This is a genomic window from Amycolatopsis sp. lyj-109 (assembly GCF_046548995.1).
Lineage (GTDB): Bacteria > Actinomycetota > Actinomycetes > Mycobacteriales > Pseudonocardiaceae > Amycolatopsis.
Genome location: NZ_JAJPWR010000016.1, coordinates 1 through 16,133, shown reverse-complemented (window position 1 = coordinate 16,133; position 16,133 = coordinate 1). Strand labels below are relative to the sequence as shown.

The 16,133-nt window shown below is 70.5% G+C and carries 11 protein-coding genes and 1 rRNA gene; 7 read left to right on the top strand and 5 right to left on the bottom strand.

The annotated features are described in order from the left end of the window. The first annotated feature begins 148 nt into the window (after nucleotides 1-148). The 3 genes from ACLJQF_RS31320 to ACLJQF_RS31310 all read left to right on the top strand — a co-directional run bounded on the left by ACLJQF_RS31320 (nucleotide 149) and on the right by ACLJQF_RS31310 (nucleotide 2,396). Nucleotides 149-574, top strand: coding sequence for a hypothetical protein (locus tag ACLJQF_RS31320; RefSeq protein ID WP_410613941.1), 426 nt, complete (start codon nucleotides 149-151; stop codon nucleotides 572-574). 14 nt (nucleotides 575-588) lie between these two features. Further along, complete coding sequence (locus tag ACLJQF_RS31315) at nucleotides 589-1,104, top strand: hypothetical protein (protein WP_410613940.1); 516 nt, start codon at nucleotides 589-591, stop codon at nucleotides 1,102-1,104. Between the two features lie 104 nt (nucleotides 1,105-1,208). Continuing rightward, nucleotides 1,209-2,396, top strand: a complete 1,188-nt coding sequence (locus tag ACLJQF_RS31310) for a hypothetical protein (protein WP_410613939.1) — start codon at nucleotides 1,209-1,211, stop codon at nucleotides 2,394-2,396. Here ACLJQF_RS31310 and ACLJQF_RS31305 read toward each other — a convergent pair. From ACLJQF_RS31305 to ACLJQF_RS31285, 5 genes are read right to left on the bottom strand one after another with little or no spacing between them, the layout of a single operon-like run. Continuing rightward, complete coding sequence (locus ACLJQF_RS31305; RefSeq protein WP_410613938.1) at nucleotides 2,386-4,011, bottom strand: CocE/NonD family hydrolase; 1,626 nt, start codon at nucleotides 4,009-4,011, stop codon at nucleotides 2,386-2,388. The two genes, ACLJQF_RS31310 and ACLJQF_RS31305, sit on opposite strands and share 11 nt — an antisense overlap. 50 nt (nucleotides 4,012-4,061) lie before the next feature. Continuing rightward, nucleotides 4,062-5,453 carry an aspartate ammonia-lyase gene (gene aspA, locus ACLJQF_RS31300; protein ID WP_410613937.1) on the bottom strand — a complete coding sequence of 464 codons (1,392 nt, stop codon included), beginning with the start codon at nucleotides 5,451-5,453 and terminating at the stop codon, nucleotides 4,062-4,064. Continuing rightward, nucleotides 5,450-6,367, bottom strand: a complete 918-nt coding sequence (locus ACLJQF_RS31295) for an asparaginase (RefSeq protein ID WP_410613936.1) — start codon at nucleotides 6,365-6,367, stop codon at nucleotides 5,450-5,452. The genes aspA and ACLJQF_RS31295 overlap by 4 nt, the downstream gene beginning before the upstream one ends. Beyond that, nucleotides 6,364-7,794, bottom strand: a complete 1,431-nt coding sequence (locus tag ACLJQF_RS31290; RefSeq protein WP_410613935.1) for an amino acid permease — start codon at nucleotides 7,792-7,794, stop codon at nucleotides 6,364-6,366. The genes ACLJQF_RS31295 and ACLJQF_RS31290 overlap by 4 nt, the downstream gene beginning before the upstream one ends. Further along, the gene (locus ACLJQF_RS31285) at nucleotides 7,791-8,438 is read right to left on the bottom strand and encodes a FadR/GntR family transcriptional regulator (RefSeq protein ID WP_410614144.1); all 648 of its coding nucleotides are present in this window, start codon (nucleotides 8,436-8,438) and stop codon (nucleotides 7,791-7,793) included. The genes ACLJQF_RS31290 and ACLJQF_RS31285 overlap by 4 nt, the downstream gene beginning before the upstream one ends. 395 nt (nucleotides 8,439-8,833) lie before the next feature. Here ACLJQF_RS31285 and dnaE point away from each other — a divergent pair, with 395 nt between their 5' ends. The 4 genes from dnaE to ACLJQF_RS31265 form a co-directional block, all read left to right on the top strand. Then, nucleotides 8,834-12,421 carry a DNA polymerase III subunit alpha gene (gene dnaE / locus ACLJQF_RS31280; protein ID WP_410613934.1) on the top strand — a complete coding sequence of 1,196 codons (3,588 nt, stop codon included), beginning with the start codon at nucleotides 8,834-8,836 and terminating at the stop codon, nucleotides 12,419-12,421. A gap of 61 nt (nucleotides 12,422-12,482) precedes the next feature. After that, nucleotides 12,483-13,955, top strand: a complete 1,473-nt coding sequence (locus ACLJQF_RS31275) for an MFS transporter (RefSeq protein WP_410613933.1) — start codon at nucleotides 12,483-12,485, stop codon at nucleotides 13,953-13,955. 427 nt (nucleotides 13,956-14,382) lie between these two features. Next, nucleotides 14,383-15,564: a low temperature requirement protein A gene (locus tag ACLJQF_RS31270; RefSeq protein WP_410613932.1), complete on the top strand. Its 1,182-nt coding sequence runs from the start codon at nucleotides 14,383-14,385 to the stop codon at nucleotides 15,562-15,564. Nucleotides 15,565-15,933: 369 nt separating this feature from the next. Then, nucleotides 15,934-16,133: ribosomal RNA gene (locus tag ACLJQF_RS31265) — 16S ribosomal RNA — on the top strand; the annotation flags it as partial.

The window sequence follows — 16,133 nt, the reverse complement described above, 5'->3', positions numbered from 1 at the left end:
GATCTGACAGAGGCGGGGCGGTGCGGTCACCGGCGTAGACGCGGGCGGCCGCGGAGACGTTACGACGGGGTTTGTAACGGCTTGGCCCGCCGGCGCGACTCCCGGACGCGGGCGCCCGGCCGGGCGTTCGTCCACAGTGGAGGATCGAGTGCCGGGCGTTGTCCGTTGCGCGGGGGTGCACGCGCTCGGGGTGATCGCGGGCACGCTGCTGCTCGGGTTCGCCGTCTTCCTGAGCCGGCCGGCCGCGCCGGCGCCCGAGGTCCCGCCGCCGCCGTCCGCGGTGGACGTCCCGGCGCGGGGGAGTGACCGGCAGTGGGACCTGAGCGGCGCCCGGGTGGGTGACGACGGCATCGGGTTCTTCACGGGCGAGATCACGGTGACGAACCGGGCGGACCGGCCGCGGACGGGGTTGTTCCGGCTGACGCTCTTCGTCGGCGGGGCGAAGGTGGCGGAGCTGTTCGGCCAGGCAAGATCGGCGGTCGCCCCGGGTGCGACGGCGGTCGTCGAGCTGGGGCTCGGCGGGAAGTTCGTGCCCGGTCCGTACGAGGTGGAGTTCCACGAAGCGTTCGCGTAGAAGGGGCGGGACGGGTGAGCGACGAGGTCATCGGCTGGGCGGTGCGGCTGGCGGCGGAGGTGGCACCGGACGAGGCGGAACTGGTCCCGTCGATGACGGCGGCCTACGTGGCGGGCGGCGCGGCGCGGCGCGAGCTGTTCGCGCGCACGAACGCGGCCCCGGGCGGCTTCGACGTGACCGCGCCGATCGTGCTGTTCCCGCACGTGCTGGCGACGGTGACGCTGGCGGCCCACGCGGTCTGGACGGCGCTGGGCGGCAACGCGAGCAGCATCTCGACCCTGCTGAAGAACCTCGGCGACCTGTGGGACCGCCGCCGCGCGAAGCAGGCCCCGGCCGCGGAACCGCAGGCTCCCGGGCTGCCCGAGCTGAACCGCCTGATCGACGCGATCAGCACCGAGCTGACGGCGGCGGGGGTGCCGGAGACCGACAGCGAGGTCCTGACGTTCCGCATCGTCCGGGCCCTGATCAAGGACGGCGCGGGCACGCGGGCCTTCCTGGCCGCGGCCCCACCGGAGGACGGCAGCCGATGACCGACGGCGGCGCTGCACCAGGCGTGCCTGCGTGGGGCGCATCCCCACTGGGCATGCCTGCGCCGGGTGTGCCTGTGCCGGGCGTGGCTGTGCCGGGTGTGCCTGTGCCGGAGGTGCCTGGGCCGCCCGCACTCGCCCCCGGGGCGCCTGCGCCGGCCGCATCGCCACCGGCCGGTCACCAGCCCGCGCCACCCCTTTCGCCGGCGCCGCCCTGGCTGTTCTTCTGGTTCCTCACCGCCCTGTGCTGGACCCTGCCCCGGCAGTTCCCCACCTGGCGGGACACACTGCTCGACCTCCTCGGCGTCACCCCGGACCCCGCCGGCACCGTCCCCGGCAGCGACCTCCTGCGCGTCGCCGGGCTCGTCGACCTCGTGCCCGCCCTCGTGCTGCTCGCCGCCGTCGTCACGGTGGCCGGGGCCGGGGTGCGCGGGCGGCTCGTCGAACGCCGGTACCGGCTGACCGGCGACCTCGGCATCCCGAGCCTCGCCGCCATCGCCGCCTACGCGCGGGCCCAGCTGCCCCACGTCGAAGTCCGGGCGAACCTGCGGCGCACCGATCTGCTCGCCTTCGCCTACCTCCGCCGTCCCCGGCGGCCGAGGCTCGCCGTCTTCGCGCCGCTCGTCGTGCTCTGGCGGCGGGACCGCGCGGCCGCCGAAGCCGTCGTGCGGCACGAACTCGCGCACTGCCGGCAGGGCGACACCTACCTCGCCGGCGCCACCAGCCCGCTCGCCTTCGTCGTCCGGCACTGGTTCGGCCTCTTCGTCTGGGCCGCTGTCGTGCCCGTCGGAGCCGTGTGGTTCGCCGACGTCCTCGACGGGGCCGTGCACTCGGCCGGACAGCTCGTCGCCGGCTTGGGCCTGATGCTGCTCAACGCGCTCGGGCTGCTGCTCGCCGCCATCACGTTGCCCGTCGCCGGTTCGTGGAGCGCCGAGTTCGCCGCCGACCACGTCGCCGCCGCCGGGCCGGCGACCCGGCTCGGCGGCGCGAAGCCGCGCCGCCTGCCGGCCCGGCTCACCCACCCGCCCATGGCCCTGCGCCCGCGCTTGCTGCGCGCGGGCCCGCGCGCCACCGCTTTCGCCGCGATCGCGTGCTACCCGGCGGGCTGGCTGGTGCAGCTGGGCTGGCTGCTGCTCGCCGCCCACGCCGCCTGGCTGCAGATCGGCGAGTCCGGCACCCTCCGCGCGATCGGGCTGTGGGCGGCCGCCGGCCTGCCGGTCTGGGTGGCCGCCGCGCTCTTCCTCGCCGCCTGGCCGCTGCTGCGACGGCCGTGGGCGCGCGTGGTCAGCCGGTGAACACCGGCAGCGTGATGCGGGACGGCCGGGCCGCGTCGTGGAAGATCTCGAAGCGGTTCGGCTTCCCGGCCACCGCCGACGTGACCGGCTCGTCCGTGCCGTGGTTGCGGGCGAACCGCGGGAACGCGCCGCCCGCCACCTGGATCCGCAGGCGGTGACCGCGGCGGAAGCGGTACGCCGTCGGGTCGAGCGTGACTTCCGCGGCCACCACCCCGTCGGAGCCGGCCGCGGGGGAGCCCGGGCGCAGGCGCAGGATCCCGTCGGTCACGTTGCGGGAGACGCCGCCGGCGTCGACGTCGCAGAGCCGGACGTAGACGTCGGCGTGGCCCAGTTCGGTGCGCACGTGCACGGTCGCCGAGACCTCGCCGATGACGTCGAGGTCCGACGGTAGCGGCTCGCCGGTGAACACCAGCACGTCCGGCCGGGCCTCGACCTCCTGGTTGTCGCGCTGCTTCCACTCGCCCATCAGCAGCGGGCCGCCGACCGCCGGGGTCGGGTCGGCCGGGTCGTAGGTGAACGTCGTCGGCAACGCCGGTTCGCCCAAACTCTCGCCGAGCCCGCCGATCGGCCGCAGGTGCGCCTCGGTCGCCTTCGACGGCGGCGGCCACGACTCGAAGTCCAGCCACGTCCCGGCGCCCTGCAGGAACAACCGGACGGGGGAACGCTGCAGCTGGGTGCGGTCGCCGAGCAGGTGCGCGCGCAGGAAGCCGAGCTGGTCGCGGATCATCGGCCCCATGCTCGCCGGCTCGCCGTGCGCCCACGGACCGATCGTGATCCGCGGCGCCTTGCCCGCGTCGGCGAGGATCCGGAAGTCGCGCAGCTGCGAGCCGATGAACAGGTCGTACCAGCCGGTGACCATCGACACCGGGACGTCGAGCTTCGCCACTTCGGCGCTGTGGTCGGACATGGCCCAGTAGCCGTCGTCGGGGACGAAGTGTTCGGTGACGTCCTGGAGGAACCGCACCGGCTTGCCGATCGCGGCGACGTCGGCGCCGCTGATCGGCAGGTGGGCCATCGCCCGGCGGGTCCGGCGCGCCTGCAGCGGGTTCGGCAGCGCGGCGAACCGCTCCTCCTGGCGGCCGAGCATCGCCGACCACGACACCATGTTGTCCGCCGCGAGCACACCACCCGGGTAGAACGTCGAGACGAACTCCGACGCCGTCACGCCGAGGCACATCGCCGCCAGGGGCGGGTCGAGGTAGGGCCCGATCGCCCACTGCGTGTGCCCGAGGTAACTGGCGCCGGCCATGCCGATGGCGCCGTCGCACCACGGCTGGGCGCGCAGCCACCCGGCGGTGGCGAGCCCGTCCTCGCGTTCGAGGTGGAAGGGCCGGAACTCGCCGCCGGAGCCGAACGAGCCGCGGGTGCTCTGGACGACCGTCTGCAGCCCGTGCCGGGCGAACGTCTCGCCGAAGAGCTTCGAGGCCAGGCCCTTGCGCCCGTACGGCGTGCGGATCAGCACGACCGGCGCCGACGTCGTCCCGGCCGGGGCGTACCGGTCGGCGAGCAGCGTGACGCCATCGGGCATCGGCACGGCGAGGTCCCGCGTCACGACCGGCTTCGGCGCTTCGGTGCGGGGGAGTCCGAGCAGCTTGTCGACAAGTCGGTCCAGCACGGGCGCCCGCCTTCCGAAGTGGAGTAGATCCTTCCGGATCCGACGGTACCTCAGTTCGAGCGCGCGAGGGTCTCCGGCCGCAGCAGCCTCGCGAGCTCCTCCGCCGGGATCAACCCCTTCTCGACGACGAGCTCGGCGACCCCGCGCCCGGTGGCCAGCGCCTCCTTCGCGATCTCCGTCGCGGCCGCGTAGCCGATGCTCGGGTTGAGCGCCGTCACCAGCCCGATCGAGTTCTCGACGTACCCGCGTAGGACGTCGACGTTCGCGGTGATCCCTTCGACGCACTTCGAAGCCAGCGTCCGGCAGGCCGCGCCCAGGTGCGTGATGCTCTCCGAGAGCGAGTGCAGGATGATCGGCTCGAACGCGTTGAGCTGCAGCTGGCCGGCCTCGGCGGCCATCGTCACGGTGACGTCGTTGCCGATCACCTCGAACGCGACCTGGTTGACCACCTCGGGGATCACCGGGTTGATCTTGCCCGGCATGATCGACGACCCGGCCTGCACCGGCGGCAGGTTGATCTCGTTCAGCCCGGCGCGCGGGCCCGAGGACAGCAGCCGCAGGTCGTTGCAGCTCTTCGACAGCTTGACCGCGATCCGCTTGAGGACGCCGGAAAGGTGCACGAACGCGCCGCAGTCCTGGGTGGCTTCCACCAGATCCGCCGCGGTGACGATCGGCAGCCCGGTGATCTCGCGCAGGTGGCGGCACGCGGCTTCGGCGTAGCCCGGCGCGGCGTTGAGGCCGGTGCCGATCGCGGTCGCGCCGAGGTTGATCTCGTGCAGCAGCGCGACGGCCTCGCCCAGCCGCAGCCGGTCCTCGCCGAGCATCACCGCGTAGGTGCCGAACTCCTGGCCGAGCGTCATCGGCACGGCGTCCTGCAGCTGCGTGCGGCCCATCTTCAGCACGTCGTGGAACTCGACGGCCTTGGCCGCGAACGCCTTCTCCAGCACGATCATCGCGTCCGACAGCTCGCGCACGGCGATGATCGTCGCGACGTTGACCGCGGTCGGGTAGGCGTCGTTGGTCGACTGCGAGAGGTTGACGTGCTCGTTGGGGTGCACGACGTGGTAGTCGCCCTTGGCGTGCCCGAGCAGTTCCAGGGCCCGGTTCGCGATCACCTCGTTGGCGTTCATGTTGGTCGACGTCCCGGCACCACCCTGGATGACGTCGACGACGAACTCGCCGTGCAGCGCGCCTTCGCGGATTTCCCGGCAGGCTCCTGCGATCGCTTCGGCGATCTCCGGATCGAGCAGCCCGAGCTCGGCGTTGGCGCGGGCCGCGGCCTCCTTGACCGAGGCCAGCGCCTCGACCAGGTGCGGGTACGCGGCGATCGTCGTGCCCGTGATCGGGAAGTTTTCGCGGGCGCGGGCGGTGTGCACGCCCCAGTACGCGTCGGCGGGGACGTCCTTGTCGCCGAGCAGGTCGTGTTCGCGGCGGGTGGTCATCGCAGGCTCCCCACAGACAGTTTTCCGGTGAAACGCAGGTTGTCCGGGCCGGGCGGGACGTCGGCCCCGCACAGCCCGAGCAGCGCGGCCAGCACCGGATAGCGCGCCCGGTCCCCGCCGTCGGCGATCTTGAACGCGATCGCCGTGCCGTCCGGCAGCGCGGCGACCTGGACGGCCTCGAAGCCGTCCTTCGCGATCAGCCCGGGGACCGCGCGCATGACGGCGGTGACGTCCCGGCGGCTGCCGCCGACCAGCTCGGGGTGCTTCCGGATGCCGTCGGCGACCAGGTGCTCCGGCGTGCCGGGCGCGGCGAGCGCGATCTTCGACACGGCCGTCGCGAGGCCACGCAGCGTCGTCGCGAAGAGCGGCGCGCCGCAGCCGTCGACGGCCACCCGGGCGATGTCCCGGCCGGTCAGGTCCTCGACGGTGGCGGCGATCGCGCGCTGCAGCGGGTGGGCCGGGTCGAGGTAGCCCTCGGCGGCCCAGCCGTTCAGCGCGCAGGTCGCCAGCATGGCCGCGTGCTTGCCGGAGCAGTTGTGCGCCAGCCGGCTGGGTGCCTGGTCGGCGGCGAGCCAGCGGTCGCGCTCGACCGGGTCGAACGGGAAGTCCGCGGGGTTGCCGAGCAGGTCGGGGGAGCGGCCGTCGAGCACGTCGAGCGCGGCGTCGAGGTGCATCGGCTCGCCCGAGTGGCTGGCCGCGGCGATGGCGAACCCGGCGGGGGGCAGGCGCAGGCCGAGCCGGGCCATCGCGGTGGCCTGCAGCGGCTTCGCCGTCGACCGCGGGTACATCGGCGTGTCGGCGTCCCCGGCGGTGAACAGCGTCGAGCCGTCCGGGGCGAGCACCACGGCCGAGCCGTGGTGGACGCCTTCGACCAGCCCGTCGCGGATCAGCTCGACGAGGGGGTCGTGACTCACATGCCCTCCTCGTCGAACGCCCGCATGTCGATCCGCTTGCGCACGCTGAACCAGCCCACGACCAGCGCGAGGAGGATGACGGGCAGGGTCATGAGGGTGATCCGGCCGGTCTCGTCGAAGCCCATCAGGACGACGACGGCGGCGAGGAACACCAGCGTCGCGATCTCGGTGTAGGGCGAGAACGGCAGCCGGAACGCCGGCCGCTCGATGCCGTCGCGCTTCGTCTTGCGCACGTACAGCAGGTGGCAGAGCACGATGATGGCCCAGGTGGCGAGGATGCCGATCGCGGCGAAGTTCAGCACGATGTCGAAGGCCTCCTTCGGCACCAGGTAGTTGAGCCCGACGCCGAGCACGCAGACGGCCGCGGTGAGCAGGATCCCGCCGTAGGGCACGTGGTTGCGGTTCATCACGCCGGTGAACTTCGGCGCCGAGCCGGCCATCGCCATCGACCGCAGGATGCGGCCGGTCGAGTACAGGCCCGAGTTCAGGCTGGACAGCGCCGCGGTGAGCACGACCAGGTTCATCACGCTGTCCGCCGCGGGCACACCCAGGTGCGAAAGCACGGTGACGAACGGGCTCTGGTCCTTGGTGTAGGAGCTCCAGGGCAGCAGCATCGCCAGCAGCACGACCGAGCCGACGTAGAACACCAGGATGCGCCACATGATGGAGTTGATCGCCTTCGGCATGATCTTCTCCGGGTTCTCGGTCTCGCCCGCGGCCACACCGACCAGCTCGACCGAGGCGTAGGCGAACACCACGCCCTGCACGATCAGGACCATCGGCAGCAGCCCGGACGGGAAGATCCCGCCGTGGTCGGCGATCAGCTGCGGGCCGCCCGCGACGCCGTCGATCGGGGTCTGCGTCACCAGCAGGAAGATGCCGATCACCATGAACAGCACGAGCGCGGCGACCTTGACGATGGCGAACCAGAACTCCATCTCGCCGAACAGCTTCACCGACACCATGTTCAGCGTCAGGACGACGGCGAGCGCGATCAGCGCCAGCACCCACTGCGGGATCGGCGAGAAGAACGACCAGAAGTGCGCGTACAGCGCGATCGCCGTGATGTCGGCGATCCCGGTGGTCGACCAGTTGAGGAAGTGCATCCAGCCGGCGACGTAAGCGCCCTTCTCGCCCATGAACTCGCGGGCGTAGGAGACGAAGGCGCCGCTGGAGGGCCGGTGCAGGATCAGCTCGCCGAGCGCGCGGACGACGAAGAAGGCGAAGAGCCCGCAGACGCCGTAGACGATCGCCAGCGCCGGGCCGGCCTGGGCGAGCCGCCCGCCGGCGCCGAGGAAGAGGCCGGTGCCGATCGCCCCGCCGATGGCGATCATGTTCACGTGCCGGGACTTGAGGGCCTTGTGGTACCCGGCGTCGCCCGCGTCCGCGGTGTCGGCGGTCGTGGCCGGGATGGTCTGTTCGGTCACTGGTCCCCGTTCACGATGCTGGTCAGAGTGGTTTCGACGTGTGTGAGGTGCGCCGTCATGGCTTCGACGGCTTGTTGTTCGGAACCGCTTTCGATCGCGGTGACGATGTCCCGGTGCTCGATGTTCGACTGGCGGCGCCGGTCGCCGAGCTGGTTGAGGAAGGCGGACTGGCGGGCGAGCGCGTCCCGGATCTCCTCGATCACCTTCCCGAACACGGGGTTGCCCGAGGCCTGGGCGATGGTGATGTGGAAGAGCGAGTCGAGGGCGACCCAGGCGGTGTTGTCGGTCTCGGCGTCCATCCGGTCGAGCAGGTGGGCGAGCAGATCGAGGTCGTCCTGGCTGCGCCGCACGGCCGCGTACCCGGCGACCGGGATCTCGACGTGCCGGCGCACCTCGATGAGATCGCGGGCCGAGTAGGGCCCGAAGGTGGGGTTGTCGGCGGGGCCGGTCGCGGTGACGAAGGTGCCCTTGCCGGTCTTCGACTCGGTCATGCCGAGCGCCTGGAGTCCGCGGAGGGCCTCCCGGAGCACCGACCGGCTGACCTCGAACTCCCTGCTCAGGGCCGCTTCGGAGGGCAGTTTCTCGCCGACGGCGTACTCGCCGCGCTCGATCGAGGCGCGCAGGTGGGCCAGCACGGCTTCCATGGCGCTCACCCGGCGGGGACCACCCTGTCCACCTTGTCCGGCTGTCTGGCTGTCAGACAGGTTCATGGCGGGAATGCTCGGTCCCGGTGCTGCCGCTGTCAACGCGAGCAGGTCCGGCTGTGGCTCAGCTCACGTCCTTTTCCGAAGTTCGTGAAGGCCACCTTCAGGAAGTACAAGTTCCTCAAGGTGGCCTTCACGAACTTCCGCACCCCGGCCGCGGCACCCCGGCGTGACCGTCCGGCAGCGGCGCGTGTCGTGATCGTTTCCGCCCGAAGAGGGGCGCGTCGCAGAGCCCGGCGCGGGCTCCGGAGGCGCACAATCGAGCCCGGCGAGTGCGGGATAAGGTGAGAGACCCGGGCGCGCCGGTCCGCCTGATCTAGGGGAGGTTTTTGCTGGTGTCGAACGATTCCTTCGTCCACCTGCACGTCCACACCGAGTACTCGATGCTCGACGGTGCGGCGAAGATCGCTCCTCTCTTCGCGGAGGCGGCGCGCCTCGGCATGCCCGCGGTCGGCATGACCGACCACGGCAACATGTACGGCGGCGACGAGTTCTACCAGCAGTCGAAGAAGCACGGCCTCAAGCCGATCATCGGCATCGAGGCCTATGTCGCCCCGGAGAGCCGGTTCCACAAGAAGCCGGTCTTCTGGGGGCAGTCGAACCAGCGTGGTTCCGACGAGCTGGGCGAGGGCGGCGACGTCTCGGGCGCCGGTGCCTACACCCACATGACGATGCTCGCGCAGAACGCCACCGGGCTGCGGAACCTGTTCAAGCTGTCCTCGCTGGCCAGCATGCAGGGCTACTACCGCAAGCCCCGGATGGACCGCGAGCTGATCGCCGAGAACCACTCCGGCATCATCGCGACCACCGGCTGCCCGTCGGGCGAGGTCCAGACCCGGCTGCGGCTGGGCCAGAAGGAAGCGGCGATCCAGGCCGCGTCCGACTACAAGGACATCTTCGGCGCGGACAACTTCTTCCTCGAGCTGATGGACCACGGCCTGCCGATCGAGCGGTCGGTCCGCGAGGGCCTCCTCGAAGTCGGCCGCCTGCTGGACCTGAAGCCGATCGCCACCAACGACTCGCACTACGTCACCAAGGACCAGGCGGACACGCACTCGGCGCTGCTGTGCGTCCAGGCCGGCAAGACCCTCAACGACCCGACCCGGTTCAAGTTCGACGGTGACGGCTACTACCTCAAGTCCGCGGCCGAGATGCGCGAGTACTGGGACAAGGAAGTCCCGGGCGCGGCCGACACGACGCTGATGATCGCCGAGCGCGTCGAGTCCTACGACGACGTCTACTCGCACAAGGACCGGCTGCCGTTCTTCGAGGTGCCGGAGGGCTACGACCAGGGCGGCTGGCTGCGCGAAGAGGTCCAGCGCGGCCTCAAGTGGCGCTTCCCGGACGGCGTGCCGGACGAGTACTACAACGAGCGCATCGAGATCGAGCTCGACGTCATCATCGGCAAGGGCTTCCCGGCCTACTTCCTGATCGTCGCCGACCTCATCAGCTACGCCCGCAAGGTCGGCATCCGGGTCGGTCCGGGCCGTGGTTCGGCCGCCGGTTCGCTGGTCGCGTACGTGCTCGGTATCACCAACCTGGACCCGATCCCGCAGAAGCTGCTGTTCGAGCGGTTCCTGAACCCCGAGCGCGTCTCGATGCCCGACATCGACATCGACTTCGACGACCGCCGTCGCGGCGAGATGATCCGGTACGCGACCGACAAGTACGGCGCGGACAAGGTCGCCCAGGTCATCACCTTCGGCACGATCAAGACCAAGGCGGCGATCAAGGACTCGGCGCGGGTCCACTTCGGCCAGCCGGGGTACGCGATCGCGGACAAGATCTCCAAGGCGCTGCCGCCGCCGATCATGGCGAAGGACATCCCGCTCTCGGGCATCGTCGACTCGAAGCACGAGCGCTACGGCGAGGCCGCCGAGGTCCGCGCGCTCGTCGAGACCGACGAAGAGTGCAAGACGATCTTCGAGACCGCCCGCGGCCTCGAAGGCCTGATCCGCAACGCCGGCGTCCACGCCTGCGCGGTCATCATGTCCTGCGACCCACTGACCGACGCGATCCCGCTGTGGCAGCGCGACGACGGCTCGATCATCACCGGCTGGGACTACCCGTCGTGCGAGGCCATCGGCCTGCTGAAGATGGACTTCCTCGGCCTGCGCAACCTCACCGTCATCGGTGACGCGATCGACAACATCAAGACCAACCGCGGGGTCGACATCGACCTCGACCGGCTCGGCATGGACGACCCGGAGACGTACAAGCTGCTGGCCCGCGGCGACACGCTCGGCGTGTTCCAGCTGGACGGCGGCCCCATGCGCGACCTGCTGCGGCGCATGGAGCCCACGGTGTTCGACGACATCGTCGCGGTCGGCGCGCTGTACCGCCCCGGCCCGATGGGCATGAACGCGCACAACGACTACGCCGACCGCAAGAACAACCGGCAGAAGGTCAAGCCGATCCACCCGGAGCTCGACGAGCCGCTGCGGGAGATCCTGGCCGACACCTACGGCCTGATCGTGTACCAAGAGCAGATCATGCACATCGGCCAGAAGGTGGCCGGGTACACGATGGGGCGCGCGGACGTGCTCCGCCGCGCGATGGGCAAGAAGAAAAAGGAAGTCCTCGACCTCGAGTACGACGGCTTCGAGGCCGGGATGAAGGCCAGCCCCCTGATCGAAGGCGGGTTCTCCGCCGAGGCGGTCAAGGCGCTCTGGGACACGATCCTCCCGTTCGCCGGGTACGCGTTCAACAAGAGCCACGCGGCCGCGTACGGCCTGATCTCGTACTGGACCGCCTACCTCAAGGCGAACTTCCGGGCCGAGTACATGGCCGCCCTGCTCACCTCGGTCGGCGACAACAAGGACAAGTCGGCGATCTACCTGTCCGAGTGCCGCCGCCTCGGCATCAAGGTGCTGCCGCCGGACGTCAACGAATCGGCCCTGCGCTTCGCGGCTGTCGGCGACGACATCCGCTTCGGGCTGGGTGCCGTCCGCAACGTCGGCGCGAACGTCGTCGAGTCGATCATCAAGACCCGCGAGGAGAAGGGCAAGTACGCCTCCTTCACCGACTTCCTCGACAAGTCCGAGCTCGTGGCCTGCAACAAGCGGGTGATCGAGTCGCTGATCAAGGCGGGCGGGTTCGACTCGCTCGGCCACACGCGGCTGTCGATGATCCAGGTCCACGAGGACGCGGTCGAAGCCGTCGTCCCGCTCAAGCGCCAGGAGGCGATGGGCCAGTTCGACCTGTTCGGCTTCGGCGGGGAGGACGGAGAGGCGGCGCCCTCGTCGTCGCCGCTCGCGCACCTGAAGTTCGGCGAGGAGGAGTACCCGCGCAAGCAGCTGCTCGCCTACGAGCGCGAGATGCTGGGCCTGTACGTCTCCGCGCACCCGCTGGACGGCGCCGAGCGGATCCTGCGCAAGCACGCCCCGAAGCCGATCGCGAGCATCCTCAACGATCCGCCGAAGGAAGGTGAGCTGGTGATCTCCGGGCTGATCACCTCGCTCGAGCGGCGGGTCAACAAGAAGGGCGAGCCCTGGGCGATCTGCACGGTCGAGGACATGGACGCCTCGCTCGAGGTGCTGTTCTTCCCCAAGTCGTACGCGCTCTTCGCGGGTGAGCTGATCGAGGACAACGCGGTCCTGGTCAAGGGCCGGGTCAACTGGCGCGAGGACAAGATGTCGATCTTCGGCGGCGGCCTGGCCACGCTCGACCTGTCGGAGGTCGGCACCGGCAACGGTGACGACGAGCCCCCGCTGGTCCTGCTGGCGGCGGCCGAGAAGATCGATCAGTCGGTGGTCAGCGAGCTGCGGTCCACGCTGCTGGCGCACAAGGGTGAGACGATGGTCCACCTCAAGCTGGTCGGACGGAACCAGACGGTGTTCGCGCTCCACGACTACCCGGTGAAGGTCAGCTCCATGCTGATCGGGGAGCTCAAGGGCATCCGCGGGATCACCGCTTCGACGTGATGAAGGGGGACCTCGCCGTGGTCCGGTTTCGAGTTCGCCGTGGTGAGGTACCACCCCCGCGATGACTGCCTACGAACCCGATCCTCGCCGCTGGAAGGCGCTTGCCGTCTCGCTCACGGCCGGGTTCATGGGCCTGCTCGACGTCAGCATCGTCAACGTCGCCCTGCCCTCGATGCAGGCCGGCCTGCACGCGAGCAGCGGCGGGATCCGCTGGGTCGTCTCCGGCTACGCCCTGGCGTTCGGCCTGGTCCTGGTCACCGGCGGCCGCCTCGGCGACGCGTTCGGCCGCCGGAACATGTTCCTCGGCGCCCTCGCTGCCTTCGTCCTCACCAGCGCACTGGCCGGTGCGGCCCCGAACGAGACCACCCTGGTGCTCGCCCGCCTCGCCCAGGGCGTGGCGGCGGGCATGCTCACCCCGCAGAACACCGGCCTGATCCAGGACCTCTTCCGCGGCGCCGAGCGCGGCCGCGCGTTCGGCATGTTCGGCGCGGTCGTCGGGATCTCGACCGCGGTCGGCCCGATCCTCGGCGGGTTCATCATCGCGCTCTTCGGGGCCGAGGACGGCTGGCGCTGGGTGTTCTACGTCAACGTCCCGATCGGTGTGCTCGCGTTCGCCCTCGCCCTGCGGATGCTGCCACGCAGCGAGAAGAAACAGGTCAAGATCTCCTCGGAGATCGACTTCGTCGGCATCGTGCTGCTCGCCGTCGCCGTCCTCGGCGTGTTGCTCCCGGTCGTCGAATCCGACCAGGGCGGCCTCACCCGGCTGTGGTGGCTGTTCCCCGTCGCGCTCGTCTTCGGGGTCGCGTTCGTGCGCTGGGAGCACTCGGTGGTCCGGCGCGGGCGGTCCCCGCTGCTCGACACCCGCCTCTTCACCGGCACCCCCGGCTACACGACCGGCGCGGCGGTCGGCGCGCTCTACTTCTGCGGGTTCGCCGGGATCTGGCTGGTCTTCGCGATGTACTTCCAGCAGGGCCTCGGCTATTCGCCGCTGCAGTCGGGCCTGTCGGTGACGCCCTTCGCGCTCGGCTCGGCGGTGTCGGCCGCCGTCGCCGGCCGGCTCGTGCCCCGGTTCGGCCGGCGGCTCACCGTCACCGGGCTGGCCATGGTCGCCGTCGGGCTGCTGGCCGTGGCCCTGCTCGCCGAGCTGGTCCCGCCGGCGGCGTCCGGGTGGGCGTTCGCGCTGCCGCTGCTGTTCGCGGGCGTGGGCGGCGGGATGGTGATCTCGCCGAACACGACGTTGACGCTGGAGTGCGTGCCGGTCCGGATGGCCGGGGTCGCCGGCGGCGCGCTGCAGACCGGGCAGCGGATCGGCACGGCGATCGGCACCGCGGTGCTCGCGTCGGTCTTCGGCATGGTCCTCGGGCGCGGCTATCCCGTGGCGCTCACCGTGGCGCTCGGCTGCGCGGCCGTCCTCACGTGCGGTGCGCTCGCCCTGGCGGTCGCCGAGCTCCGGGCGCGGCGGCACCGCGCGTCCGAGCAGGAAGCGGAAGCCCGGAAGGCCGAGGCGTCCGCCGCGGACGTCCACCGGGGCTGAGACACTACTTTCCGCAGATTCGCGATGCTCCATCCGAGTGACGAGCACGGAAAGACACTGGTGCTACGGAGAGCAACCGGGTAGATCTTATGGAGCCTTCACTGCGCGGCTTCGGCTACCGACAGTGGCAATCAGTCGGCCACCCGGGGATGGGGTGACCGGCTTGAGCGATCGAGGCGTCCGGAGTTCGAGGGAATGGACACACTCGGTCACCTTCCATCCAGTGAGTTGTCGGCGTCCGCGGGGGACCGCCCGGCACTCACGGAAGGGCTGCCCATCGGTGCCCGCCGGCGCGTGACGGCGGCGGGCGGGCCCGGGTGAGGGGGAATCGGGCCCGCCCGTCTTCTGCGCCGTGTCGTGCTCGCCGCTCCTGCCCTGATCGTGCTGGGATGATCGCGTCCGTCCGAGGCCGACGCGGGGAGCCCCGATGACCGAGCAGCCGTCGCGGATCCGGGTCTGGCGCCGGCCGATGCGCTCCCGCGACCGCGAGGAGCGCCACCGCGTCGCGACGCCGCTGGAACTGCTCTTCGACCTGTGTTTCGTGGTCGCCGTCGGCCAGGCCGCGGCCGCGCTGCACCACGCGCTTGCCGAGGGGCACGCCGCACACGGCGTGACGTCGTTCGCGATGGTGTTCTTCGCGATCTGGTGGGGCTGGCTGAACTTCAGCTGGTTCGCCTCGGCGTTCGACACCGACGACGTCCCGTACCGGCTGGCCACGCTCGTGCAGATCGCCGGCGGCCTGACCGTCGCGGCGGGGGTGTCCAGCGCGTTCGAGGGCGACTTCCGCGTGATCGTGGTGGGGTACGTCCTCATGCGGTTGTCGCTGGTCGGCCAGTGGCTGCGGGCCGCCCGGTCCGCGCCCGAGGTCCGGTCCGCGGCCCTGCGGTTCGCCGCCGGGATCGCGCTCTGCCAGGTGCTCTGGATCGCCCGGCTGTTCCTGCCGGCGCCGACGGCGGCCGTGACGTTCGTGGCCGTCGTGCTCTGCGAACTCGCGGTGCCGGTGGTCGCCGAGCGCAGCGCGCGGACGACGTGGCACCCGCACCACATCGCCGAGCGGTATGGGCTGTTCACGCTGATCGTCCTCGGCGAGGTGATCCTGAGTGCGACGAACGCGATCAAGGAGGGGACCGCCGAACCCGGGCACCTGGGCGCGCTGATCTCCCTGGCCGCGGCTGCGCTCGTCCTGGTGTTCTCGATGTGGTGGCTCTACTTCGACCGGCCGGGGCACGCGCGGCTGGTGCGCCGCCCCACCATGTTCACGGCGATGAGCTGGGGCTACGGCCACTACTTCATCTTCGCCTCAGCAGCGGCCGTCGGTGCCGGTTTCGAAGTGGCCGTCGCCTACGACACGGGGACGCTGCACCTCGGCGGGGTGGCCGCGGCGCTGCCGACCACGGTGCCGGTCGCGGTCTTCCTGCTGAGCGTGTGGCTGCTGCACATCGGCCCGACGAACGAGTGCCGCCCGATCGCCATCGGCTTCCCGGTGACGGCGGCGCTCGTCGTGGCCGCGTCGCTCACGCCGGCGCCCATCCACGTCGCCGCCGGGCTCGCGGCCGCGCTCGTCGTGCTGACGGTCGTCGCGACCCACGGGGAGCGTCAGCCGGCCTGACGGGCCCCGACGGGGGTATCGGGCGTATCGGTGCAGGTCAGGGGTCCGGCGCGAAAAAAGGTACCCCCCTGTTTCGCCCCTCGGAGGGGCATGTAAAGTTCTCCAAGTCGCCAGGGAAACCGGGTGACAGGGTAAGACTCGGGACACGAACCAAGCTCTCGCGGATCGCGATTGAGTGGGTGTCCCACCAAAACTGCTAGGAATAACTCGCTTCGGGTGACGCTGGGCTTTGGGTCCGGGGTTGGTCGGGGTGTGTTGCTTGAGAACTCAACAGTGTGCTAGTGAACTAAGCCAGTAGAGCTTATGTATTGAAACCTCGTATGAGGTTCCTTTGAGAGCATTAAATTGCCTCGATTGAATTCGAAAACATTGTTGGAGAGTTTGATCCTGGCTCAGGACGAACGCTGGCGGCGTGCTTAACACATGCAAGTCGAACGCTGATCCACTTTCGGGTGGGGATGAGTGGCGAACGGGTGAGTAACACGTGGGTAATCTGCCCTGCACTCTGGGATAAGCCTTGGAAACGAGGTCTAATACCGGATATCACAATCTCTCGCATGGGGGGTTGT

Bases quoted from the DNA above. Each gene is read 5' to 3' on its own strand.
- ACLJQF_RS31270 (WP_410613932.1), top strand. From the start codon at position 14,383: ATGACCGAGCAGCCGTCGCGGATCCGGGTCTGGCGCCGGCCGATGCGC.
- ACLJQF_RS31275 (WP_410613933.1), top strand. From the start codon at position 12,483: ATGACTGCCTACGAACCCGATCCTCGCCGCTGGAAGGCGCTTGCCGTC.
- aspA (WP_410613937.1), bottom strand. From the start codon at position 5,453: ATGACCACCCGCCGCGAACACGACCTGCTCGGCGACAAGGACGTCCCC.
- ACLJQF_RS31285 (WP_410614144.1), bottom strand. From the start codon at position 8,438: ATGGAAGCCGTGCTGGCCCACCTGCGCGCCTCGATCGAGCGCGGCGAG.